We start from the raw sequence: 21,892 nt of genomic DNA on the forward strand, positions 1-21,892 counted from the left end.
GGTACCCTTCCTGGGGTTAATTGGGCGCAATCCTCAGTTTCCCGGAATAATTTTTTTTGGCCAGCTTTTCCCCGACCACCCTCACCACCTGCTCAACGGTAAGTCCATACCTGGCCAGAAGCAGCTCCGGTGATCCGTGTTCAACAAAAGTGTCCGGAATACCAAACTGATGAGTCAGAAGGCCTCCCCGCCCCCGTGCTGAGAGCAGTTCTAATACAGCGCTGCCGAAACCTCCCTGCAGGACATTTTCCTCCAGGGTAAACAGCTTTCCGCTCATTTCAGCATAGTAAAGTATGCACTTTTCATCCAGTGGCTTTACAAACCTGGCGTTGATTACAGCCACCTTAACACCTCTGGCCGCTAAAATTTTAGCGGCTTCCTCGGCTACGTGGACCATACTTCCTATAGCCAGCAGGGTAGCGTCCGTACCCTCCCTGATTACCTCGGCTTTCCCGATGGGGAGTATTTTTTGTTCTTTATCCATCAGGCAGCCGGTTCCGCTGCCCCTCGGGTAACGTAAAGCCAAAGGTCCTTGATGATACACGGCTGTTGCCAGCATATGCTGGAGCTCGTTCTCGTCTTTGGGGGCCATAATCACCATGTTCGGTATCGGCCTTAGAAAAGACAAGTCAAAAATACCCTGGTGACTGGCTCCGTCATTACCGACAATACCGGCACGGTCAATAGCAAAGGTCACCGGCAGGTTTTGCAGGCAGACGTCGTGTAGTACCTGATCATAGGCCCGCTGCAGGAAAGTTGAATATATGGCCACTACCGGGTGATAACCACCTGCGGCTAAGCCGGCGGCCAGAGTTACAGCATGTTGCTCCGCTATGCCGACATCAAAAAAACGTCCTGGAAAAGCCCGGGAAAACTTGGTAAGCCCGGTACCGCTAGGCATAGCTGCGGTAATAGCCAGTATCTTTTCATCCTGGTGCGCCAGCTTCATCAGGGTGGCGCCAAATATTTCAGTGTAGGTGGGGGTATCGCTTTTCTCAAGCACTTCCCCGGTGGCCACATAAAATGCCCCGACTCCGTGAAATTTATCGGGATTCTTTTCCGCAGGCCGGTAGCCCTTGCCTTTTTTGGTGAGCACATGGACCAGGACCGGGCCCTTTTTGGATTTGGCTTGCTGGAGTATGGTGGTCATAGCTTTGATGTCATGTCCATCAACCGGCCCCAGATAAATGAAACCCAGTTCTTCAAAGAGCATACCTGGAACCACAAGGTATTTTAAGCTGTCTTTCAAACGTTCACCAAGACGCAGGAGAGCCGACCCGATAGGTATTTTGCGTAAAAGTTGTTCCAGGTCTTCCTTGCCCCTGGTATACATCGGGTCGGTCCGGAGCCTGGCCAGGTAGCCGGACATCGCGCCGACATTATGATCAATGGACATTTCGTTGTCATTCAGAATAACGACCATGTTCTTTTTGAGATGTCCGGCATGGTTTAAGGCCTCAAAGGCCATCCCTCCGGTCATCGCTCCGTCCCCGATAACCGCTACCACCGCGTTGCTTTCGCCCTTCAAATCCCTGGCCGCGGCCAAACCAAGGGCGGCCGAGATAGAAGTGCTGCTGTGCCCTGCGCCAAACGCGTCATGGGCGCTTTCAGCGGGCTTGGGAAAGCCGCTGATGCCTCCAAATTGCCTTAGCGTCCTGAAATCGTCTCTCCTGCCGGTGATCATTTTATGTACATAGCTCTGGTGCCCCACATCCCAAACAATACGGTCAACCGGGGAGTTGAAAACCTTGTGGATGGCCAGCGTCAGTTCCACCACACCCAGATTGGGCGCCAGGTGACCACCGTTACGGGACACTACCGATATTATTTCCCTTCTGATTTCCCCGGCAAGCTCCTGAAGTTGGCTGTAAGTCATAGTGCGAATGTCCCGCACTGAATTTAACTGCTTTAAGAAGCTGCTCATGGTGAGCTATCCACCCTTCTTATTTCTCGGGACGCGGCGCTTTTGCATAGAACTGCGGCCGGTAATATCTTCTATGCCTGCCAGAAGCTTTCCTGCCACAAAGATTACATCGTCAGGGTGGCTCAGCGCTATTTTTTTACCAATAGCTTTAGTTGAGACAATTATCGATGCAATAAGAGCGGTAATCAGCACGTTCAGCCAAAACTGGCTGAACCCGGGCCCCAGATTCACAATTTGAATCACTATGGATATTCCCAGAGCGCCGCTAATAGTAGTAGTGATATCCCCTACAACATCATTGGCAATATTTGCTACCTTGTCCGCATTACGGATAAGCCGTAAGCCCTGTGGCGCGCCTTTTACCTTTTTTGAACTTTTGGCGTTAAAAGGTGTGTGTGAAGCAGCTGTAACGGACGTTCCTAAAAGATCTGCAAGCGCGTTAATAATTATTATCACGATCAGGAATACTGTGGATAATATTATGCTGTTCAACCTTGATGTGATTGTTTCAGATAGAAATGTAAAAACAACAGCTAAAAAAAACGAGCCGACGCCCACAAAAAAGATATATCTACCGGTAACAGTAGATTTATTATTGCCCAAAAAAAATCACCTCATGCGATGGTTGGCGCGTCCTTCTGCAGGGTATATTATTGTTAAGCTATATATTTGATAAGTGACAGCAGACCGGGTAAATATTGTGGCTTAGGTCCAGCAGGTTTTCCCAGACAAGCTGCCGGCTGTCGCCATACCGGCGGTTTCCCTTTCAAGCTGTCTCCGGCCGCTGACGACCGGGACTGGATTACCACTTAGTCCACACTGCAATCCCCGGCCTGCCCTGGTAAGCCCGGACAGCCTAGGAGTTTTCCTCGACAGAGTACACCTTTTCTAGTCTCTATTGCAGTAAGGGTTTCAATCAATAACCTGACTGAACACGGGCCCGTATTCAGCTTGGCTTAAAAACTGAAATCCACCGTTACCACTCAAGGCAGGCTACACTGCACGCAGCTTGAACCACATGCAGGTTTAATCCCAAGCCATAGTTGACCACCCAATTGTGGTATGGCTGCCCACATACTTGGGTCTCCACGGGGGCGGGGTCGGGTCCCACATGCCATTGCAGGCCGCCCCACCCCCTTAACTCCCAGTACCAGCCCCCGACTGGGCGTCGATAGCCAGCACCAGGAACTTCATCGATGTGCCCTTGACGGATTTTTAGGCCCGCCTTCAAAAAGGTTCGTCCGACTAGGATACTGTGTCACTTATCTTAAAAAGCTTTGACTAATTTGTTATTATAACATAATCAGTTTTTAGTTTACAAATTCAGCCTGCTCTTTAATCAGCCCTTGAAGGCCGGTATTGCTTGCTCAAGAGAAACTGATTCCCCAACAATCTCCCGCTCTTCTTTAAAGTCTAAAAATCCCGTTCAATCACAAAATTAACCATTGATCTCAAAAAATCAGCTTCGGCGCCAAAGGGCCGCAGCGCCGCCAGCGCCTGTTGGGCCGCCTGGCGGGCTTTGGCGCGCGACTTATTCAGGCCGAAGAGCGCAGGATAGGTAGCTTTGTTATTTTTGGTATCACTGCCCACCGGTTTGCCGATTTTCTGTTCATCTCCCTCAATATCAAGGATATCATCCTTGATCTGAAAGGCCAAACCAAGGTTTTCGGCGTATCCGGTTAAAGCTGCCAGTTGATCATCCCGTGCCCCGGCCAGAATAGCGCCCGCCCTTACCGATATCTTGTAAAGAGCCCCGGTCTTATGACGGTGAATGTATTCAAGGGTGTTTTCATCTAATGCAACACCTTCGGATAATGTATCAACCACCTGCCCCCCGATTAGCCCGAAAGTACCGGCCCCGATCGCCGCTTCACGGATTACCCGCAGGACGTTCTCCGGAGCTCCTTTACTTTCCGCCAGGAGCTGGAAGGACATGGTCAGAAGGGCGTCCCCGGTTAAAACTGCGGCTGCTTCACCATAGACCTTGTGACTGGTCAATTTACCGCGGCGGTAGTCGTCATTATCCATGGCGGGGAGGTCATCGTGCACCAGTGAGTAGGTATGTATCAGTTCAAAAGCGCAGGCGGCAGTCAGGACATCTTCAGCCTTACCCCCTACAGCTTCAGCTCCGGCCATAACCAGGACAGGCCTTAGCCGCTTTCCTCCGCCCATAACGCTATACCGCATGGCCTGGTGGATCAGGGGCGGGTAAGCATTGGTTCCGGGCAGTAAAATTTCAAGTGACTCTTCAACCAAAGCGGCTCTCTTTTTTAATTCCTCTTTAAAATCAATCATTTCGGGCGCCTCCCGGGGAAGGTAAAGAATCCAGCTGCTTTTGGATAATTCCGCCTTTTTCGTCCACGGTCAGAATGGTAATGCGCTGCTCGGCGGCAGCCAGTCGCCCTTCACATATTCTGGTAAGCCTGATGCCTTCTTCAAACAATTCCAGCGATTTTTCCAATGGCAGACGTCCGTCCTCCAATTCCTTCACCACTTCTTCCAAACGCGCCAGCGCCTGCTCAAAATTAATCTCTTTTTCCTCGAAAGACATATAAGGGTATACCTCCAATCCAAGGCTTCGTTTATTTGGAAGCCCTTACGATCGCTATAGGTCGTAAGGCGCAAGGCGTAGGGCGTATAAATGGACGTGGGACGTGGGAATTCATGATATTCTCAAGAGTCAAAATTAAGATCCTATAAAAAGTAGGATAAATTACACCTTACGCCCTACGCCTTACGACTAAAATGGAACGTTTTCTAAATCTGTTACCATTATATACTTATGTCACACTCTTTTTTCCCACAACAACTTCGAGCCTGCCTTGATGCAGCAGCAATGACAGTTGTTCTCCTATTTCTACGGAAGCGGCGTCGCTGATAACACGGTTTCTGTCCAGGGTTGCGCATATACAGTAGCCCCTGGACAGGGTGGCCAGCGGGCTTAACGTGTTCAACCGGCCTGCCAGCACCGCGAAATGGCTGCCGGCTCGCTCCAGGATCCCATACATTGCCTGGCGCAAGCGGCTCTCCAACTGATCCAGCGACTGTTGACCCACGCCGCAGATGGCATTCAGAGGGCTGGTAAATACACGGTTAAGCAGGCAGGACTCGATACGGCGCTTGGAAGCCGCCAACTTTTCATCAACCGCCCGCCCCAGCCGGGTCTTTAGAGTACGGATGTAGCGGGCCATATCCTTCCTGTCCGGCACAGCTATTTCAGCCGCTGCAGAAGGCGTGGCGGCCCTGACATCAGCTACAAAATCGGCGATGGTGGTATCTGTTTCGTGTCCTACCGCGGATATGACAGGAATCCTGGAGTGAAAAATGCTGCGGGCTACGATCTCGGTGTTGAAGGTCCAAAGCTCCTCCAGCGCTCCCCCGCCCCGGCCGGTTATAATCAGGTCTACACCGCCAACCTGATTCAGGAGCTTAATACCTCCGGCCACAGCCTGAGGCGCTGCTTCGCCCTGGACCGGAACCGGTACCAGCATAATTTCACGTCCCGGCCAGCGGCGTCCGATAATTTGGAGCATATCCCTGATTGCCGCTCCGGTGGGCGAGGTAACGATGCCGATGCGACGCGGCAGCAGGGGTAGTGATTTCTTATGGCGCCGGTCAAAAAGCCCCTCCTGCTCCAGCCTTTTTTTCAGTTGCTCAAACGCCAGGTAAAGAGCCCCCGTGCCGTCCGGATCAAGCCCTTCGGCATAAAGCTGGTAGGTACCGTCCCGTTCAAATACTGAAACGTAACCCCTCACTGTTACCGCCATGCCGTTTTGGGGTTGAAAGGGGACCAGCCTGCTTTTGGAACGGAACATTACAACTTTCACACAACTGAGATCGTCCTTCAGGGTAAAATACAAATGGCCTGAGGAATGGGCTTTAAAGTTTGATATTTCCCCCTTGACCCATACATTTACCAGCAGGTGATCTTTTTCCACAAGTGTTTTGATATGTTTGGTCAACTCGTGGACCGTTAAAATTCTCATTTATATTATGTCTCCCCCAAAAAAGACTAAATACAATAGCACCCCTGGCTTGAAGGGTGCTGTTCTGTCTTAGTGTGTGTAGTAATTGGCCTGTACAGATGCCCCCACCCTACAAATAACATTGCGGACGGACCTTACATGTAGGTGCGAATCCATTCGCACAAAAGTTACATCAGCTGTCCAAGTGCGGCTCTAACGCGCCGTGTGCGATTGAAATCGCGCCTGCATCGTCAAGATGGTCTAACTTGCAAAAGACAAGCTAAGGTAGAAGTCCCGGCGTCGTTGGCGAGTTGCCCTGGTCAGGCTGCCAATCATACGCCGGCGTGTCTCACAATTCAGGTTTGTACTCTTCCGGGTTCGCCAGCAGCTTGCCGAGAATGCCGTTAATAAAGCGCGCAGACTCTTCCCCACCGTACACTTTGCCCAGTTCTACAGCCTCGTTGACGGACACATTGTTCGGTATATCACTGCAGAACAATATTTCGTAAAAAGCCAGCCTGATGATATTTCTGTCCACGCTGGCCATTCTTTCTATGTTCCAATCCTGACTGATGCTCGAAATGTTTTTATCAATACACGCTAAATTAGTGAGGGTTCCCATTACAATCTTTTCGACAAATTCTACGTTATTGTATACAGGTCCAAAGCTCTCATCCATATTTTTCATGGCTTCCTTTGGATCGTTGCCGCCCATATCTACCTGAAACAGGATTTGCAGCGCCCTCTCCCTGGCCTTTCTCCTGCCCATGTTGTTACGTATCCCCCTCGTTATTTAACCGCTGTATGTAAACAATACAGTTATCGTTCCCGGAAAAGCCTTAAGAACAATTCTCTGAAGTCAACCTTCTCATCCAGCCGTTTGCCGATATAATAACCGAGTGCGGCGCAAATCAACACAAAAAGGGCCTTAAAAAAACCGTACTTAATTGCCAGCAAACCGTAAATCAGGCCCAGAATAACGCCTACCGCTTTTCCCAGATGCTTATTTAGAATTTCCTGAAATACTTCCATATGCCGCTCCTTTCCGGGGCTGAAATGCGCTATTCAACCCTTGGCTTGTGAACGGAAATATTCTCAACCATGATTTTTATAGTATTGACGGTAATCCCTGTTACTTCCATCACCCTGGACTTGACCCTGTTTTGAATTTCTTCAGAAAGCTGAGGGAGGTGGACATCCGGGGTTACCGCAACCCGGACTTTAATACCTATACCTTGCGGGACCTGTATGATGTTGGGTTTAACTTCTCTAACCCCGCTGAACTGTGAAACTATTTTCTCTACCAGGCTTTCTATCGCCTGCAGCGAAACATTGACTTGTCCCAGCGAACTCTCCGTCAGGACCACATGCCTGCCTCTTGACTTGCCAAAGAGACTCACCCAGAGCAGTCTCAAGCCGGCCAGTATGACCAAAGCCATGAAAGGCCAGAAAATCCCCGGTTGTCCGGGATAAAACATTTCTTTCAGCAAAAACAAGGGAGCCGTCCAACCCAACATTACAGCTGAAAACAGTACAAAAACAACCGTAATGAAGAATGCGTATACCCCCAGTAAGAAGCGGTCGAAAGGACCCAAACAGGTACACCTCCCTAAAAGCTAACCCCCTGTCAAGGGGGTCGGTTAAGCTATCTAACCTTATGTTCTTCTTCCCTGCCCTCGGAGGTAAAGGCAACACCTTGAACATTTACATTGACTTCGACAACTTCCAAGCCGGTCATCCGTTCAATGGCGCTCTTTACGCTTTCCTGGATTTGAGCGGCTACATCAGGTATCCTAATCCCGTATTCAATGATCACAAAAACGTCGACGGCGGCTTCTTTTTCTCCCACCTCTACCTTGATTCCTTTGGAAAGGTTTTTGCGGCCAAGCATTTCAGCTATACCGCCAACCAGTCCCCCGCTCATCCCGGCTACCCCTTTAATCTCAGTGGCAGCAAGGCCGGCTATTATTTTAACAACCTCATCCGAAATCCTGATTGAACCCAGTCCGGTTTGCTCTTCCTTGACAAAATCACTCTCGTTCATCTTTTTCACCTCCGCTATAATACACTATACCCAAAAAATGATGATCCATGTCTCATATGCGTATATTATAGCAAAGTTGGTAAATTAACGCAAACACTATGATTTTAGTGTTTTATAGTTGCTCATCCCCCAAAATACGACGCTGAATAAAGTTGGTATAGATTTCCCCACGGCGGAAAAAAGCGTTCCTGAACACCCTCTGATGAAAAGGGATCGTGGTGTTGATACCCATAATCACGAACTCCTGAAGCGCCCGCTGCATCCTGGCGATGGCTTCCTCCCTGTCCTTGCCCCATACGATCAATTTGCCAATCATGGAATCATAATAGGGGGGAATCATGTAACCGGTGTACACTGCGCTGTCAACCCGCACTCCGGGTCCCCCGGGCGTCAGGTAGCTTGTAATCCTGCCGGAGTTGGGGATAAAATTTTTACCCGGGTCCTCGGCATTAATCCTGCATTCTATTGCATGCCCCTTTATGGAAACCTGGTCCTGTGATATTTCCAGCTTCTCGCCGGCGGCAATACGGATTTGCTCTTTTATTAAATCAATCCCGTTTACCATCTCCGTGACCGGATGCTCGACCTGGATCCGCGTGTTCATCTCCATAAAGTAGTAATTTAAATTTTTATCCAAAAGGAATTCAACCGTTCCCGCGCTGTAATAACCCACCGCCCTGGCGGCACGCACAGCCATATGTCCCATTTCCTCCCGCAGTTCCGGGCTAAGCGCAACGGAAGGCGACTCCTCAATCATCTTTTGATTGCGCCTCTGGATAGAGCAGTCCCTTTCGCCCAGGTGGATCAGGTTGCCGTGTTTATCTCCCAGGACCTGAAACTCGATGTGCCGTGGCTCTTCAACATACTTTTCCAGGTAAACCTCGTCGTTGCCGAAAGCGGCAAGAGCTTCCGTTTTAGCCATGCTGACGGCTTCCTCCAGCTCCTCACCGCACTGGACCACCCTCATCCCCCGGCCGCCGCCTCCGGCGCTGGCTTTGATGATTACGGGGTAGCCAATCCTTTCGGCCAGTCGCCAGGCCTGCTCGTTGTCTTTTACCGCTCCCTCCGAGCCCGGGATTACCGGAACACCTGCCTGAACCATGGTATCCCTGGCCAGAGCCTTGGAACCAAGCTGCTGGATAGCCCTGGACGAGGGACCAATAAAATTAATCCCGCAACTGGCGCATGCCTCTGCAAAATCAGGGTTTTCCGATAAAAAACCGTATCCCGGGTGGATCGCGTCGGCTCCGGAAACCAGCGCCGCGCTGATAAGGTTGGTTATATTTAAATAGCTTTTAGCAGAAGCAGCAGGTCCAATGCAGTACGATTCGTCAGCTCGTAAAACATGCAGGCTTTCACGATCAGCCTCCGAAAAAACCGCGACCGTGCTTATATTCATCTCGTGACAGGCCCGGAGAATGCGGAGGGCTATTTCACCACGGTTAGCTATCAGGATTTTCTTAAACATCTTACCTTTTCCTCTCCCCGCGTAAATACATCTGCCGCTTATTTTTCTTTGATCAGGAAGATGGTCTGCCCATACTCAACAGGCTCACCATTCTTCACCGCGATCTCAACAATTTCACCGTCGATTTCTGAATCTATTTTATTCATCAGCTTCATTGCTTCAATGATACACAGGGTCTGTCCTTTTTTCACCTGGTCCCCGACATTAACGTAAGGCGGCGCTTCAGGCGCGGGCGCAGCGTAGAACATACCGACCATGGGAGATACCACCGGAATGAGCTCGGTCTTTTTCTCCTCAGTTTTTACCGTTGGGGGATTTTCTGTCTCATCCTTGACCTTGCAGGCGACCGGCGGAGCCGGTACCGCAGGCGTCTGGCTGACAGGGTTTAACTCGCGGTCGGCGCCTTTCTTAATAGATATCTTCATTCCTTCACTTTCCAGTTTCACTTCATTAACAGCAGTTTCATTTATTAACTTAATCAGCTCTTTAATATCCTGCAAGTTCAATTCATTTACCTCCCTGGCGGTTTCGCCGCCGCAGTCATCGTTTAAAGCAGGCGTCTTGGCGGGCGCTTCCGCAGCCTTGTCTTTTGCCGGATTTTCTTTTCTGCCGGGAGCCGGGTCCGGCGCCAATTGCCCACCTTTATTCCTTGTCTCCAGAAAACGTTTGGCCACCTGGGTGAATAAGGCGTAGGAGATGACATCCTCTTCACAGGTTGCCAGATCTTTAGCTTCTTTCCTTATTTTATCCATTTTTGGTTCCAGTAAATCAGCAGGCCTGCATACAATAGGCTGCCGGTCCCCCAGCACCTTGCGGGCTATCTCCTGGTTAATCGGCGCCGGAGGTTTGCCGTAATGGCCCTGAATATAATCACGGACCTCGCCGGGGACCAGTTTATAGCGTTCCCCGCTAAGCACGTTCAAGACGGCCTGGGTCCCGACAATCTGGCTGGTCGGGGTAACCAGGGGGGGGTACCCCAAGTCCTCGCGCACCCTGGGGATCTCCTCCAGGATCTCGCCCAGGCGGTGCAGCGCTTTTTGTTCCTCCAACTGAGTAACCAGGTTGGAAATCATGCCGCCCGGCACCTGGTGATCAAAAACACGCATGTCGTTGATCCGGGTGAAGCCCCGTTCAAAGCCTCTTGCTTTCCTCAAGTTTTCAAAGTATCCGGCTATCTCGAAAAGTTCGTGGATATCCAGTTTGGTATCATAAGCAGAGCCCCGCAGGGCGCGAACGACAGTCTCGACAGGCGGCTGGGAAGCTCCAAAGGCCAGAGGCACTGAGGCGGTGTCAATTATATCCACACCCGCTTCAGCCGCTTTTAAGTAAGCGCCCACAGCCAATCCCCCAATGTAGTGGCTGTGCAATTGAAGAGGCAGGCTTAAGTTTTCCTTGAGCAATTTTACCAGGTCATACGCCTGGTAGGGCGCCAGAAGACCGGCCATGTCCTTGATACAAATGGAGTCCGCCCCCATTTCGACCAACTGCAGCGCCAGGTCGATATAATGACGCTTGTCGGTGTGCACCGGGCTCACTGTGTAGACAATGGCCGCCTGGACGTGCGCGCCCGCCTTTTTGGCAGAACGCATGGGGGTTTCCAGGTTGCGAATATCATTCAGGGCGTCAAAAATCCTTATGATATTGATGCCGTTCTCAACCGCCCTGGTGATAAAAGACTCAACCACGTCGTCCGGGTAAGGCCGGTACCCTACCAGCGATTGTCCGCGCAACAGCATTTGCAGAGGGGTTTTTCGAATATGTTTTTTTAATTGACGAAGCCTTTCCCAGGGGTCTTCGTTAAGATACCTCAAACAGACGTCAAACGTTGCGCCACCCCAGACTTCAAGGGAATGGTACCCGATATTGTCCAGTTTCTCTGCAATCGGCAGCATGTCTGCCGTGCGCATGCGGGTAGCCCAAAGACTCTGGTGAGCATCTCTTAAAGTCGTGTCAGTAACCTGTACGCGGCGTTTCACTGCCTTTCACTCCCCATCATCAACAATATAAAAAACCAGGCTGCCATTAACGTTAACAACCTGATTCAGCAGGTAATGATCACAAATGAACATTACCATCATTATAGTAAAAAACGGGGCATTTGGGAACCTCTTTACAGCAAGTATACAATATCATTTAGTTTTTGCTGATGACCGCGATTTTTTGCTGCTCCATGCCGGTGCTTCTGGATACCAGCTCTGTTATGGCCGCCACTTCACCGCTGCTGAGGCTGCCGGCGGCAACTATGGCTGTGGCCGTACTCTCGTCCACCATTACTGCGGCGTCGGCAAAACCCTTCGCTCTAATTAAATTTTCCAACTCGGACTCTTTTTCCATGCTGCGGCTGATGGCCATAAGGTGTTCCTGGGCTTTTTGCCTGGTTTCATCTGCTGTGCCGGCGTTATTAATAACCTCTCTCAGCCACTCTACCTGTTGCCCGCGGGTGCGGTCCCGCTCCAGGCGATAATCAATAAAAAAGTCCTGGCTTTGAGACGCTCCAATTTTTGACCCCAGATCATCAAGCTGCATATCGGACGCGGGCGTCTTCACGCTTCCTTCAATGATGACATTACCGGTATTTGGTGTGTTGACCTGGACGCCAGGCAAGGGCGGCGCTTCTATACCCAGCCCCCCGCGCAGGCCCATAAACAGGAGAGTAAGTCCGGCCAGGCCCAAAATTACCAGCAAAAAAAGCCGTTTCTTAACAATTACCGCTACCATCATTATCTCCTTTCCATGGGGAGGACCATGATTTTTTGAGGTTGAATACCCAGGGCTACCCTGGTGGCTTCAAAGAGTTTGGCTTTCACCCTCGCCTCGCCGGCCCCTTCGGCCACCACCAGCACACCAGCCACTTGCGGCGCTGTTTCACGCTCCACTACAGGCTGCTCACCACCGGATCCGCTCCGGTTCATTACCAGCTGGCTGCTGAAGGTGTCTTCCGTTGTTAGACGCGTGCCACCGGCCTGTTCCCGCTCCTGGGTTGTTTTCTTGCCGGTTGTTGTATTTACGGCATACTCCTCCCTGGTAGAACCGGACAGCCGCACTGACGCCTCCACCCGGCCGGCTCCTTCCACCTGACGGAGCATTTCGCATAGTTTTTTACTGATTTTTTCTTCTTCAGCCGACATGCCGTTTCCGGCTTGTTCAGATGTGGTCGCGACAGGCAGTTCGGACCGATCTGCGGTTTTCTCTGCCGGTTTTTCCCGGCCGGTTCCCGAGAACAGCAACATTACAATACCCAGAGCTGCCAGTCCGGCCAGCCACAGGTTGCGCCTGAACAGGTCCTTGGCCGGGAAACCATTGTTTCCCTGTCCCCCCAGTCCCAAAAAATCAAAGAATCTTTTCATGCTCTCACCTCCTCACATCATGGGCGCAAATTAATTTAAAAAACAGCTAAATTTATCTTGATGCAGGTGCGAATTCATTCGCACAAGACCCTGAAGAAATACAGTATAAATCCCTTAAACTGCTTCGCAGTGCAAGTGCGATTGAAAATCGCACCCACATGAAAACCCGCTTTGATCATAACAATGTGGACGCATATTTTCATCTCTGCTGGCGCCGTAACAGCAGCATGGGTGTCTCATTGATACTTTACTTTGACCTGTTCCGGTGAAAGGTTATAAAAATTGGCCAGTGTCGCAACCAGGCCTGCGACAGCCTCCTCCGGCGGCCGTTCTCCTGCCCTCTCCCATCCATCCGGCGCTGCAGGGTCTAGCTTTACCGATACCGGCTCAACCTCCTTGATGACCGATCCTTTCGCTTGGAGGTCTGCGCTTTCCGTTTTTGGACCCACGGTCAAAACCATTTCACTTAACTGTCCGTACCCTGGTTTGTTCTGTTCGGTCTGGACTTTAACCTCTACACCCAGAAGAGAGACCTTATTATTGGCGCGGGCCAGAGCCATTGCCTGGCGGGCTATACCGTTTTTGTACTCCTCCAGCGCTTTTTGCTGCTGGTCTTCGGTAAGCCTCTTCCCGTTCTCCATAATTTCCGTAAACTTACCCTGGTCGCCCTGCGTCGTCAGAGCAGGGAAATCACCGGCATAATCCCAGTGAATCAAGTTACCCACAGCCTGTACCACCGCAACGATAATCAGCAAGCCCATGACCATCTTGACATATTTCCTCATCTCACCGGCAGGTAGAAACATATCCAGTAAGACTGCCAGGATGATTATTACGATGAGGTTTTGGACCAAGCTGCGTATAATTTCCACGGCGCCACCCCTTACCTCAACATCACGGTAATATTACCGACCCCGACAACTATTGTTATGGTGAAAAAGAACAAGAGGCCCACCGTGGCCACCGCGGCAAAAACCAGAAAGAGGTTGTTGCCCAGTCCATTCAAACAGTCCACCATTTGACCATCGTTAATGGGCTGAATGAGCGCGCCGGCCAGCTTGTAGATAAAAGCCAACGTGACGATCTTCAAAAGAGGAACCACCAGCATCGTCAATATCACCGCCACACCGGCTATCCCCACCGCGTTTTTTATCAATAAAGAAGAACTGACCACCGCCTCCAGGGCATCGGAGAGCATCCCGCCCACCACAGGAACAAAGGCGTCAACGCTGTATTTGGCAGTCCTGAAGGTAACCGAGTCCCCCACCGCACCGGCCACACCCTGAATGGCCAGCACACCGAGAAAAATAGTTGAGAAAACCCCGGTTAAACCCATGGCAATACTTTTTAGCAGGTCGGCCAGGCTGGAAACTTTTAAGCGGTCCGACAGGTTGCCGACCAAGCCCAATACGGCCACGAAAAAGAGCAGCGGCAGGATCACGTTTTTGATCAATGTTCCAAATATATCCAGCGTGACCAGGATTACCGGACTGAAGACAGCTGCTGAGGCTATCCCTCCCACTGCTACCAGCAAGGTCAGTAAAACCGGGGTCAAGGCCTGCATAAAAATAACCATCGTGTTAACCACTTCCCTGCCTGCGTTGACCGCCAGTGAAAATGACCCTATGGCGATGGTTATCAGCACCAGGTAAGATACGGAGTTGGCCAACTGCGCGGCGCTGCTTTTTTCGAAAGAAGACATCAAATTCTGCAGTACGGCGCAGATAACCGCCAGCATCACCAGTTTCCCAAGCAGATCGAGGTTGGCGACCACTTCTTTAAAAAGCTGTCGGAGCAAATTTGCCAGGATTTCTGCCGGCTTCCAATGGATCTCCCCCTTAGCCAGCTTGGTGACCATTTCCCCGAAATTCAACTCGGGAACGGAGCCCTTGACCTCCTTGTCCAACTGGTCAATATACTGCTGCACGGAGAAAAGGTCCAGGGGTGATTCCTGCTGATTTGAGTCAGCTGGATTGACCTGGCTTGCCAGGGCTGAGGCCGGGAAAAACATAAGCAAAAAAACTGCCAGTGCAAGATATGTTTTGGTCACCTGCCACACCGCCCTCACCATAGGAGTTTTAGCAGTGATTGTAGAACGGCCACCACAATCGGGACTGCCAGCACCATAATCAGAACCTTGGCGGCAAATTCAATCTTGGAGGCCACCGCCCCTTCACCTGCATCGCGGCAGATTTGCGAACCGAATTCAGCAATGTAGGCAATCCCGACTATTTTCAGGATGGTACCCAGGTAAACCATGCTGATGCCGGCGCGTTCCGACAATTCCTTGACGACCTCAATGATCGAGCCGATTTTTCCCAGTACCAGGAGAAAAATGATCGCGCCCGCAGCGACACTCAACAGTACCGCCAAATCCGGCCGCTGGCTTTTAACTACAACAATGAGCACGGTGGCCGTCAAACCCAGAGCCACAATCTGAAGCACATCCATCGCATATAGACCTCATCGAAGTTTAATTTAAAAGAGCCTGAACACCGATTTCACCTGGTCAAATAAATTGGCAAGAAGCTGTATCACCCAAATGAAGACAATAGCCAGCCCGGCCAGGGTAACGATCTGGCCTTGCTCTTCCTTACCTGCATGCTTGAGTATGGTGTTTAAAACGGAAACCAGAATGCCCACTCCGGCTATTTTAAAAATCAAATCAATACTGCTGCCCATATTTACCCCCTCTTTACAATCAGTAAGCCACTAAAACAAAAACCAGCCCGCCCAAAAAACCGAGATAACTCCACATTTTAACGTTTCGTGAAGCATCTTCTTCCGCATTGGCCGCTTCCTGCGCGACCTGCTCCATAGCCAGGCGCAGGTGTTTAACCTGGTCTGCGCAGTCGGACCTGCCGAGTGACCTGCCCAAACCGATCAAAATTGAATGATCACTGGGCTTTAAAGCAGAAGCCGGATAATATTTTGCCAGGGCTTTTTCCCAGGCTTCCGCGGCGCTGACTCCGGACATGGCCGCAAGCTCCACTCCGGCCTGCTTGAAGAGCGGCCCCACCAACTGGTCACAGCGGGACGCCACAGTATCAAGAGCTTCCGGCAAACGGGTGGCCCCATACATGATCTCGGTCTCCAGCATTTGCAGCGCAGAGCGCAGGGCGCGCAGTTCTCTGGGACGCCTGGCATAGCTGCCGGCCACGGCCAGACCACTCAAGCCGCTGGCCGCTATAACCATGGCAGCCCCAAAAAATTTCAACATTTTCTCACCCCCAGCGAGCGCATGCTCCTGCCGTCGATAATATCTTCTATAGTACCCACCCCCCGCGAGCGTCCCAGGATAACAAACCGTTCGATCATTTTGGCGTGAATGAGCCTGGTCATAACGGGTCTCTCGGCCAGGTCGGCAGGCGAGACGCCGTGAGCCGTAATAAGGATTTTCACACCGGCGTTTAAGACCTCTTCCAAAGCATCCACATCCTCCCTGCGGCCAATTTCATCAGCCGCGATAACACCCGGCGACATCGAGCGAAGCAGCATCATCATGCCTTCCGCTTTGGGACAGCCGTCCAAAACATCGGTCCTGATCCCAACATCCTTTTGGGGGACACCTTTGTAACAGCCGGCAATTTCCGAGCGCTCGTCCACCAGTCCAACATTTAGCCCCGTAAACCTCATTGCAGGAATACCATTGCTGATCTGTCTGACCAGGTCTCTCAAGATGGTTGTTTTACCACAGCCGGGCGGTGACATCAGAAGAGTGTGATAGATGCTGCGCCTGTTTCGATCTATAATGTGGGGAAGCACATGCTCGCCGGCGCCGTGAATTTCCCGTGAAATACGGATATTGCAGCCGGTCAGGTACTTCAAAGTCCTGATTTTCCCGCCATCCAGGACCGCCTTACCGGTTATACCCACGCGATGGCCGCCAGGCAGAGTGATAAAGCCGTTTCTTAGTTCCTCGTCCAGAGCATAAAGGGACGAGCCGCTTAAAAGCTGAATGACCCGGTCCATGTCGGCCGGCGTTGCCCGGTAAGCCTCCGACGCCCGGCCGGTCAAGCCTCCGTCTGCTTTTATAAATGTGTCGGTGGAGGATATTCCTAATACCAGCGGCCTTCCCTGCCTGATACGGATTTCCTCAACCTGTTCTTTAACCTGAGCCGGCACGGCCGCCACCATGTCGCGTATGTTGGCCGGCAGGACCGGCAGTATTGCGTTAACCGGATTATCTTTAACGCATTCCAACACATTAAGCGGAAGCCCGGCTGCTTTCATGGTTTGTCCCCCTTGCCTATCCTGAAAATGCAGGTGCGAACTCATTCGCACAAATGTTACATTAGACCCAACAAGTCCGGCGTTAACGCGCCGTGCGCACCTGCATATTTTCATGCTGCGTGGCGACGCGATAGCAGCGTGGGTAACTACTCTATAAATATTGTACAAGCCGGTAAGATATTCCATGAGATTGCCTTGTCCGTATGATAATGTATCTTTTGCCATTTGCCTTTGGCGCACACCAAAGAAACTTCTAGGGTATACCATAATATAGGATATACAAACGTTTAGGACTGGCCGGTGCATAGTTGACGAAATAGCCTGTGTTGATAATTTCGCAGGATGAATTCGTCGTAGAGCGTAGGACATTGGTCGTAATTTAAAGTAAGTGGCGATGTTTGCCCGTGCGGTGAGAGAAAGCATTATTATCAGAGATTGAGGTGAGTTTATTATGGCAGCCAGTTATAATAAAATGGCTGATATAAAGGGCCCATATGAAAAATGGTTAAGTTTTCTCCGGAGGCCGGAAGGCCGTATGAAGCAGGAGAACACACGTGTTGTTGTGCCTATCCAGACTAACTGCAAGGGACCCCAACCGGTTACCCATCGTTATAATGCGCGCAAGAGTTCCCTGATGAATCCTTATATCTTGTTTTTGGTTTTAATCCTGCTGTTATTGGCGTTCAATAAAGACACAGATCGCAGAGGTCATCTGGGGGTTGTCAAAAAGTAAACTTTAACCAAATAAAAAGGTTGAGGAACCGCTGTTAATGTGGTCCCTCAACCTTTTTATAATTGTTGTTATTCTAACCCGCTATATGTCCTCTTCCACCGAGGGCTTGCCGTCCCCTGACACGCGCCCTATGAACATCTCCGGTTGATTCTGCGGATGGCTGGTGTCGCCGTCGTCGTCATTTACAAAAACAACCTCGTCGCAGTTGGGGCAGGTCACTTCCACAATATCGTCGTCCTCAAGTATATCTGAGTCAAAGCACACTGTCTCGCCGCACTTGGGGCAATCGACTTCCAAGTATTCACCCTCATTGCAGGTGTTATCCTCGTAATAGTCGTCTTCCAGGTGATAGAGGTCCTCGTCAATGCTTTCAATATAATCTTCCAGCTGCTCCTGGCCTTGCTCCAGACCTCCCACGGTCTCCGCGAACTCATCAAGGACTTCAATGATCCCCTTCAGCAGTTTGCCTTCTTTACTATTCTGGCTCAAGTCAAGGCCGGCTGACATGCCCTGCAGGTATGCCACTTTGGCTTTAAGCTCGCCCATGGAGTATACCCCCTTTGGTATAATTGTTGTGGCTAATTTTGGCTTTCTTAGTATGTCTCGTTTCAGGGGGTTTTAAACATAGTTGAAGCTTTAGGCGCGCTTAATATAATTGCCGGTCCTCGTATCTATCTGCAGCTTGTCCCCGACGTTGATAAAGAAAGGCACCTGGACAATCGTACCCGTTTCCAGTGTGGCCGGCTTGGAGCCGCCGGACGCGGTATCCCCTTTAATGCCCGGGGCGGTGTCAACGACCTCCAACTCCACGAAGTTGGGAAGCTCAACACCGATTGATTTTCCCTGAAAGGTCAGGACCTGAATGATCATGTTCTCTTTGAGATACTTGACGGCGTCCCCCAGCTGTTCGGAAGTCATAGCTGTCTGATCGTAGGATTCCATGTCCATAAAATTATAGTCCTTGCCGTCGTTGTATAAATACTGGACTTCGCGTTTTTCAATCCTGGCTTTGGGTAGTTTTTCACCGGCGTTGAAGGTCTTCTCTATGACGGCGCCGGTCCTGACGTTGCGCAGTTTTGAGCGGACAAAGGCAGCCCCTTTACCGGGCTTGACGTGCTGAAATTCAATAATCTGAAAAACGTCGCCCTCCATCTCTATAGTTTGCCCGGTTCTAAAATCGTTTGTTGAAATCATCCCTTAGCCTCCAATATGTATATTTTTGATTATAATGACAACAATCTATCTTTAGGTGATCTGGTGAGAACCCGGCGCCCGCCATTTTCAACCAGGACGGTATCCTCTATCCTTATCCCCCCCCAGCCCGGCAGGTAAATGCCCGGTTCAACGGTCACTGCCATCCCCGCCTGCAATACGGTGTCGTCTTTGGCAGACAGCCTGGGACCTTCGTGGATATTCAGTCCCAAACCATGCCCCGTACCGTGCCCGAAATAATCACCGTAACCGTTTTTCTTAATAATATCACGTGCCGCCCGGTCAACTTCCGATGTCCGGACACCGGCCTTAACAGCAGCTATGGCGCTCATTTGCGCCTCCAGGACAATGTTATAAATATCCTCCTGCCGGGGCGTGCCCTGTCCCACTGCCACCGTCCTGGTGATATCGGAATGATAGCCCCGGTACACCGCTCCAAAATCAAGCGTAACCAGGTCTCCTGCTTCAATTATTTTAGCTGACGCCACACCGTGCGGCAGCGCCGAGCGGGTGCCCGAAGCCACAATTGTGGCGAACCCAATCCCGTCAGCGCCCAAGCGTCTGATTAAGAACTCCAGTTCCAGGGCTATCTCAACCTCGGAAACCCCGGGCCTGATGATGGCGGTTATCCGGGCAAAAGCCCGGTCGGCAATACGGACCGCCTCCTCAATACAGCGCAACTCGTAGGCATCCTTATGCAGCCTGAGCCCTTCAACCACGCCGCTAACGGGCTTTAACTCAACGCTCGTCAGAACTTGCCGCAGGGCTTGAAACTGGGCATAGGTCAGGTTGTCGCCCTCGCAGCCCAATTGCGAGACATGGTCTTTCCGGCAAAGCCCGGCGAGCGCCTCAATACCGTTTCCCGGCGCTTCAATGATTTCGAAACCGGGACATTCCTGGGAGGCCTGGCTGGTATAGCGGAAGTCGGTAATCAAATAGGAGTTGTTCCGGCACAACAGCAGGGCGCCGCTGGTCCCGGAAAAACCGCTTAGATAGTACCGGTTTTCCGGAGCGGTCACATAAAATGCATCCACCCCGTTAACGTCAAATAACCCCTGCAGCCTCTTAACACGTTCCTGCAAGGTCTTCACCCCCCATGCCTGCCAACGCGACCGCCGCCCTCAGCGCCGCGAGATAGCCGGCAACGCCCAGCCCGCTTATTTGTCCGGCGGCAACCGGGGCAATAACTGAGTGCCTGCGAAAATCTTCACGGGCGTGGATATTGGAAAGGTGAACTTCAATAACAGGTATCCCGATGGCGGCCACGGCATCCCGCAGGGCAATGCTGTAATGGGTGTAGGCGCCGGGGTTAAAAACAACCGCTTGCGAATCCACGGCAGCCTGGTGCAGCAGGTCGACCAATTCCCCTTCGTGGTTAGACTGGCGGCAGGTGATTGTTACCCCCAGCCCGGCTGCCAGGTCCGCCAATTTTTCATTAATTTGTTCCAGACTTAGTACGCCATAGACGGAAGGCTCGCGCCGGCCCAGTAAATTCATGTTGGGACCGTGCAGGATTAATATATGCAAATTAAACACCTCAAGACCGACTGTTGACATTTTACCATAATTAGCTTGTTGATTCCAACCACTTCATTGCCCGCTTATTGTAATCTCCGCAACCCTCAACGTTGGTGAACCCCTGCCGCCGAAAAACTTCAGGTCGCTGCCGACACCGTCCACATTGGCCAAAAAATCAATTATGTTGCCTCCTATGGCCATACCCCGCACCGGTCTGGTCAATTCACCGTTTTCGATTAATAGCCCGGCTACTCCCACTGAAAAATCCCCCGATATGGGGTTGGCCGTATGCATGCCCATCACTTCAGTCACGTAAATGCCGCTCTTGATTTCCGAGAGCAGCTTTTCAACCGGTTCTGTTCCGGCCTCGAAAAAGAAATTGGTGATCCCCACCTCAGGAGTTCCCTTGAATGAATTGCGCACCCCGTTGCCGGTTGACTGCACACCGTCCTTGGCAGCCGTATAGGTATTGTATAGGTACCCCTTTAGAACACCTTTTTCAATCAGTACCGTCCTTGATGTAGCCACTCCTTCCCCGTCAAAGGGAGCGGATGCGATCCCCCCGGGCAGCGCTCCATCGTCTATAGTCGTGATTTTGCTTGAAGCCACCCGTTCGCCCAGCTTCCCGGCAAAAAGAGAACGGCCTTTCTGGACAGCCTCACCGGTCAGGGCCGGCGCAATTAACCCGAGAAAACCGGTGGCGACATAAGGATCCAGGACAACCGCCGCACGGCGCGTGGTAACCGGCGCGGCCCCGAGCATCCTGACCGCCCGCCGGGCCGCCTCACGGCCCACTTCTTCCGGTTTTAAACGGTCAAACCTCAGAGTGTAATCCAGGGCAAACCCGGTCTGGCTGTCGTCCCCCTCAACGGCGGCCAGTGCCAGGTATACGCCGCAGAAAGCGCCACGGTAACTGAGCTCCGTACCATGACTGTTGACGATGGTGACCAGGGCCTCGCCATCCTGGTAGGTCGAGCTTTCAATAACCTTGACTCGCCGGTCGAAAGTTCGGGCCGCATCCTCCATTGACCGGGCCAGATCTATTTTTTGCTCAACTGAGGCTTTTTTGATGCCGGGATCGTAAATATCCATTTTTTCATAGGCTTTCCCCGGTTTGGGCAGGCGCTGGAATGGATCTTCGGAAAGATTCATGCAGTTCACTAGAGCCTGGCCGGCCGCTTCATCCACCCCTGCCGGACTGAGATCTGAGGTAAAGGAAAATCCGGTTTTTCCCTCACGAATTACCCGTACACCCAGACCGCTGTCCTCGGCCAGCTTCATTGTCTCGACACGTCCACCCCTGACCTCTATATTAAGCTCTTTGGCTTTACAAATATAAGCTTCAGCCGCCTCGGCGCCCTGTTGTTCGGCTTTGGCCACTGCTGCCCGTGCTGTACTGATAAAAGCGACCGCTTCCCTTTCCACGTTTGACAGCTCCTTTTGTTAAA

At 51.4% G+C, this 21,892-nt stretch carries 26 protein-coding genes; 2 read left to right on the forward strand and 24 right to left on the reverse strand.

What is annotated here, in order from left to right; all coding sequences use genetic code 11:
- Nucleotides 1-16 precede the first annotated feature (16 nt).
- Nucleotides 17-1,924, reverse strand: coding sequence for a 1-deoxy-D-xylulose-5-phosphate synthase (gene dxs / locus Psfp_RS02030; protein ID WP_134216882.1), 1,908 nt, complete (start codon nucleotides 1,922-1,924; stop codon nucleotides 17-19).
- A gap of 6 nt (nucleotides 1,925-1,930) precedes the next feature.
- Nucleotides 1,931-2,167, reverse strand: coding sequence for a hypothetical protein (locus tag Psfp_RS22600; protein ID WP_348981097.1), 237 nt, complete (start codon nucleotides 2,165-2,167; stop codon nucleotides 1,931-1,933).
- Nucleotide 2,168: 1 nt separating this feature from the next.
- On the opposite strand from Psfp_RS22600, the gene Psfp_RS22605 reads away from it, so the two are divergent.
- Nucleotides 2,169-2,597 carry a hypothetical protein gene (locus Psfp_RS22605; RefSeq protein WP_348981098.1) on the forward strand — a complete coding sequence of 143 codons (429 nt, stop codon included), beginning with the start codon at nucleotides 2,169-2,171 and terminating at the stop codon, nucleotides 2,595-2,597.
- Between the two features lie 740 nt (nucleotides 2,598-3,337).
- Here the strand turns inward: Psfp_RS22605 and Psfp_RS02040 are convergent.
- The 17 genes from Psfp_RS02040 to spoIIIAA all read right to left on the reverse strand — a co-directional run bounded on the left by Psfp_RS02040 (nucleotide 3,338) and on the right by spoIIIAA (nucleotide 16,981).
- On the reverse strand, nucleotides 3,338-4,216 hold the full coding sequence (locus Psfp_RS02040) for a polyprenyl synthetase family protein (protein ID WP_134216977.1): 879 nt from the start codon (nucleotides 4,214-4,216) through the stop codon (nucleotides 3,338-3,340).
- Entirely contained in the window at nucleotides 4,212-4,475 is a 264-nt protein-coding gene (locus tag Psfp_RS02045) for an exodeoxyribonuclease VII small subunit (protein ID WP_134216884.1), read from the reverse strand. Before Psfp_RS02045 ends, Psfp_RS02040 begins: the two co-directional genes overlap by 5 nt.
- 229 nt (nucleotides 4,476-4,704) lie before the next feature.
- On the reverse strand, nucleotides 4,705-5,910 hold the full coding sequence (gene xseA, locus Psfp_RS02050; protein ID WP_134216885.1) for an exodeoxyribonuclease VII large subunit: 1,206 nt from the start codon (nucleotides 5,908-5,910) through the stop codon (nucleotides 4,705-4,707).
- A 328-nt stretch (nucleotides 5,911-6,238) separates the two neighbouring features.
- Nucleotides 6,239-6,658: a transcription antitermination factor NusB gene (gene nusB / locus Psfp_RS02055; RefSeq protein WP_134216886.1), complete on the reverse strand. Its 420-nt coding sequence runs from the start codon at nucleotides 6,656-6,658 to the stop codon at nucleotides 6,239-6,241.
- 50 nt (nucleotides 6,659-6,708) lie between these two features.
- A complete protein-coding gene (locus Psfp_RS02060; protein WP_134216887.1) occupies nucleotides 6,709-6,921 on the reverse strand; it encodes a DUF2273 domain-containing protein in 213 nt (70 codons plus the stop codon).
- 29 nt (nucleotides 6,922-6,950) lie between these two features.
- Nucleotides 6,951-7,484 carry an alkaline shock response membrane anchor protein AmaP gene (gene amaP / locus Psfp_RS02065; RefSeq protein WP_134216888.1) on the reverse strand — a complete coding sequence of 178 codons (534 nt, stop codon included), beginning with the start codon at nucleotides 7,482-7,484 and terminating at the stop codon, nucleotides 6,951-6,953.
- A 50-nt stretch (nucleotides 7,485-7,534) separates the two neighbouring features.
- Nucleotides 7,535-7,933, reverse strand: coding sequence for an Asp23/Gls24 family envelope stress response protein (locus Psfp_RS02070; RefSeq protein WP_134216889.1), 399 nt, complete (start codon nucleotides 7,931-7,933; stop codon nucleotides 7,535-7,537).
- Nucleotides 7,934-8,045: 112 nt separating this feature from the next.
- Nucleotides 8,046-9,401: an acetyl-CoA carboxylase biotin carboxylase subunit gene (gene accC, locus Psfp_RS02075; RefSeq protein ID WP_134216890.1), complete on the reverse strand. Its 1,356-nt coding sequence runs from the start codon at nucleotides 9,399-9,401 to the stop codon at nucleotides 8,046-8,048.
- A 38-nt stretch (nucleotides 9,402-9,439) separates the two neighbouring features.
- Nucleotides 9,440-11,377, reverse strand: coding sequence for an acetyl-CoA carboxylase biotin carboxyl carrier protein (accB, locus tag Psfp_RS02080; RefSeq protein ID WP_134216891.1), 1,938 nt, complete (start codon nucleotides 11,375-11,377; stop codon nucleotides 9,440-9,442).
- 157 nt (nucleotides 11,378-11,534) lie between these two features.
- A complete protein-coding gene (locus Psfp_RS02085) occupies nucleotides 11,535-12,122 on the reverse strand; it encodes a SpoIIIAH-like family protein (protein WP_134216892.1) in 588 nt (195 codons plus the stop codon).
- Complete coding sequence (locus Psfp_RS02090; RefSeq protein WP_134216893.1) at nucleotides 12,122-12,748, reverse strand: hypothetical protein; 627 nt, start codon at nucleotides 12,746-12,748, stop codon at nucleotides 12,122-12,124. Before Psfp_RS02090 ends, Psfp_RS02085 begins: the two co-directional genes overlap by 1 nt.
- 236 nt (nucleotides 12,749-12,984) lie before the next feature.
- Complete coding sequence (gene spoIIIAF, locus Psfp_RS02095; RefSeq protein WP_134216894.1) at nucleotides 12,985-13,620, reverse strand: stage III sporulation protein AF; 636 nt, start codon at nucleotides 13,618-13,620, stop codon at nucleotides 12,985-12,987.
- Nucleotides 13,621-13,631: 11 nt separating this feature from the next.
- Complete coding sequence (spoIIIAE, locus tag Psfp_RS02100; protein ID WP_243120430.1) at nucleotides 13,632-14,798, reverse strand: stage III sporulation protein AE; 1,167 nt, start codon at nucleotides 14,796-14,798, stop codon at nucleotides 13,632-13,634.
- 14 nt (nucleotides 14,799-14,812) lie between these two features.
- Nucleotides 14,813-15,199: a stage III sporulation protein AD gene (gene spoIIIAD, locus Psfp_RS02105; RefSeq protein ID WP_134216896.1), complete on the reverse strand. Its 387-nt coding sequence runs from the start codon at nucleotides 15,197-15,199 to the stop codon at nucleotides 14,813-14,815.
- 27 nt (nucleotides 15,200-15,226) lie between these two features.
- The gene (gene spoIIIAC, locus Psfp_RS02110; RefSeq protein WP_134216897.1) at nucleotides 15,227-15,430 is read right to left on the reverse strand and encodes a stage III sporulation protein AC; all 204 of its coding nucleotides are present in this window, start codon (nucleotides 15,428-15,430) and stop codon (nucleotides 15,227-15,229) included.
- Between the two features lie 19 nt (nucleotides 15,431-15,449).
- Nucleotides 15,450-15,968, reverse strand: a complete 519-nt coding sequence (gene spoIIIAB, locus Psfp_RS02115; RefSeq protein WP_134216898.1) for a stage III sporulation protein SpoIIIAB — start codon at nucleotides 15,966-15,968, stop codon at nucleotides 15,450-15,452.
- Complete coding sequence (gene spoIIIAA, locus Psfp_RS02120; protein WP_134216899.1) at nucleotides 15,962-16,981, reverse strand: stage III sporulation protein AA; 1,020 nt, start codon at nucleotides 16,979-16,981, stop codon at nucleotides 15,962-15,964. Before spoIIIAA ends, spoIIIAB begins: the two co-directional genes overlap by 7 nt.
- A 535-nt stretch (nucleotides 16,982-17,516) precedes the next feature.
- On the opposite strand from spoIIIAA, the gene Psfp_RS02125 reads away from it, so the two are divergent.
- Nucleotides 17,517-17,714, forward strand: a complete 198-nt coding sequence (locus Psfp_RS02125) for a hypothetical protein (protein ID WP_134216900.1) — start codon at nucleotides 17,517-17,519, stop codon at nucleotides 17,712-17,714.
- Between the two features lie 81 nt (nucleotides 17,715-17,795).
- Here Psfp_RS02125 and Psfp_RS02130 read toward each other — a convergent pair whose 3' ends face one another.
- The 5 genes from Psfp_RS02130 to Psfp_RS02150 all read right to left on the reverse strand — a co-directional run bounded on the left by Psfp_RS02130 (nucleotide 17,796) and on the right by Psfp_RS02150 (nucleotide 21,869).
- Nucleotides 17,796-18,260 carry a CD1247 N-terminal domain-containing protein gene (locus tag Psfp_RS02130; protein WP_134216901.1) on the reverse strand — a complete coding sequence of 155 codons (465 nt, stop codon included), beginning with the start codon at nucleotides 18,258-18,260 and terminating at the stop codon, nucleotides 17,796-17,798.
- A 90-nt stretch (nucleotides 18,261-18,350) separates the two neighbouring features.
- Nucleotides 18,351-18,908, reverse strand: a complete 558-nt coding sequence (gene efp / locus Psfp_RS02135; protein WP_134216902.1) for an elongation factor P — start codon at nucleotides 18,906-18,908, stop codon at nucleotides 18,351-18,353.
- A 29-nt stretch (nucleotides 18,909-18,937) separates the two neighbouring features.
- Complete coding sequence (locus Psfp_RS02140; RefSeq protein WP_134216903.1) at nucleotides 18,938-20,008, reverse strand: Xaa-Pro peptidase family protein; 1,071 nt, start codon at nucleotides 20,006-20,008, stop codon at nucleotides 18,938-18,940.
- Nucleotides 19,992-20,453 carry a type II 3-dehydroquinate dehydratase gene (aroQ, locus tag Psfp_RS02145; RefSeq protein ID WP_134216904.1) on the reverse strand — a complete coding sequence of 154 codons (462 nt, stop codon included), beginning with the start codon at nucleotides 20,451-20,453 and terminating at the stop codon, nucleotides 19,992-19,994. The genes Psfp_RS02140 and aroQ overlap by 17 nt, the downstream gene beginning before the upstream one ends.
- 63 nt (nucleotides 20,454-20,516) lie before the next feature.
- On the reverse strand, nucleotides 20,517-21,869 hold the full coding sequence (locus tag Psfp_RS02150; RefSeq protein WP_134216905.1) for a TldD/PmbA family protein: 1,353 nt from the start codon (nucleotides 21,867-21,869) through the stop codon (nucleotides 20,517-20,519).
- Between the last annotated feature and the right edge of the window lie 23 nt (nucleotides 21,870-21,892).

Source organism: Pelotomaculum sp. FP, assembly GCF_004369245.1.
Lineage (GTDB): Bacteria > Bacillota > Desulfotomaculia > Desulfotomaculales > Pelotomaculaceae > Pelotomaculum_C > Pelotomaculum_C schinkii.

What these genes read in the sequence shown, in the direction of transcription:
- spoIIIAB (WP_134216898.1), bottom strand. Translation starts at nt 15,968, where the DNA reads ATGTTGAAATTTTTTGGGGCTGCCATGGTTATAGCGGCCAGCGGCTTG.
- dxs (WP_134216882.1), bottom strand. Translation starts at nt 1,924, where the DNA reads ATGAGCAGCTTCTTAAAGCAGTTAAATTCAGTGCGGGACATTCGCACT.
- Psfp_RS02130 (WP_134216901.1), bottom strand. Translation starts at nt 18,260, where the DNA reads ATGGGCGAGCTTAAAGCCAAAGTGGCATACCTGCAGGGCATGTCAGCC.
- spoIIIAA (WP_134216899.1), bottom strand. Translation starts at nt 16,981, where the DNA reads ATGAAAGCAGCCGGGCTTCCGCTTAATGTGTTGGAATGCGTTAAAGAT.
- Psfp_RS02085 (WP_134216892.1), bottom strand. Translation starts at nt 12,122, where the DNA reads ATGATGGTAGCGGTAATTGTTAAGAAACGGCTTTTTTTGCTGGTAATT.
- spoIIIAC (WP_134216897.1), bottom strand. Translation starts at nt 15,430, where the DNA reads ATGGGCAGCAGTATTGATTTGATTTTTAAAATAGCCGGAGTGGGCATT.
- Psfp_RS02070 (WP_134216889.1), bottom strand. Translation starts at nt 7,933, where the DNA reads ATGAACGAGAGTGATTTTGTCAAGGAAGAGCAAACCGGACTGGGTTCA.
- spoIIIAD (WP_134216896.1), bottom strand. Translation starts at nt 15,199, where the DNA reads ATGGATGTGCTTCAGATTGTGGCTCTGGGTTTGACGGCCACCGTGCTC.
- Psfp_RS02060 (WP_134216887.1), bottom strand. Translation starts at nt 6,921, where the DNA reads ATGGAAGTATTTCAGGAAATTCTAAATAAGCATCTGGGAAAAGCGGTA.
- Psfp_RS02090 (WP_134216893.1), bottom strand. Translation starts at nt 12,748, where the DNA reads ATGAAAAGATTCTTTGATTTTTTGGGACTGGGGGGACAGGGAAACAAT.
- accC (WP_134216890.1), bottom strand. Translation starts at nt 9,401, where the DNA reads ATGTTTAAGAAAATCCTGATAGCTAACCGTGGTGAAATAGCCCTCCGC.
- Psfp_RS02045 (WP_134216884.1), bottom strand. Translation starts at nt 4,475, where the DNA reads ATGTCTTTCGAGGAAAAAGAGATTAATTTTGAGCAGGCGCTGGCGCGT.
- Psfp_RS22605 (WP_348981098.1), top strand. Translation starts at nt 2,169, where the DNA reads ATGGATATTCCCAGAGCGCCGCTAATAGTAGTAGTGATATCCCCTACA.
- Psfp_RS02125 (WP_134216900.1), top strand. Translation starts at nt 17,517, where the DNA reads ATGAAGCAGGAGAACACACGTGTTGTTGTGCCTATCCAGACTAACTGC.
- xseA (WP_134216885.1), bottom strand. Translation starts at nt 5,910, where the DNA reads ATGAGAATTTTAACGGTCCACGAGTTGACCAAACATATCAAAACACTT.
- nusB (WP_134216886.1), bottom strand. Translation starts at nt 6,658, where the DNA reads ATGGGCAGGAGAAAGGCCAGGGAGAGGGCGCTGCAAATCCTGTTTCAG.
- efp (WP_134216902.1), bottom strand. Translation starts at nt 18,908, where the DNA reads ATGATTTCAACAAACGATTTTAGAACCGGGCAAACTATAGAGATGGAG.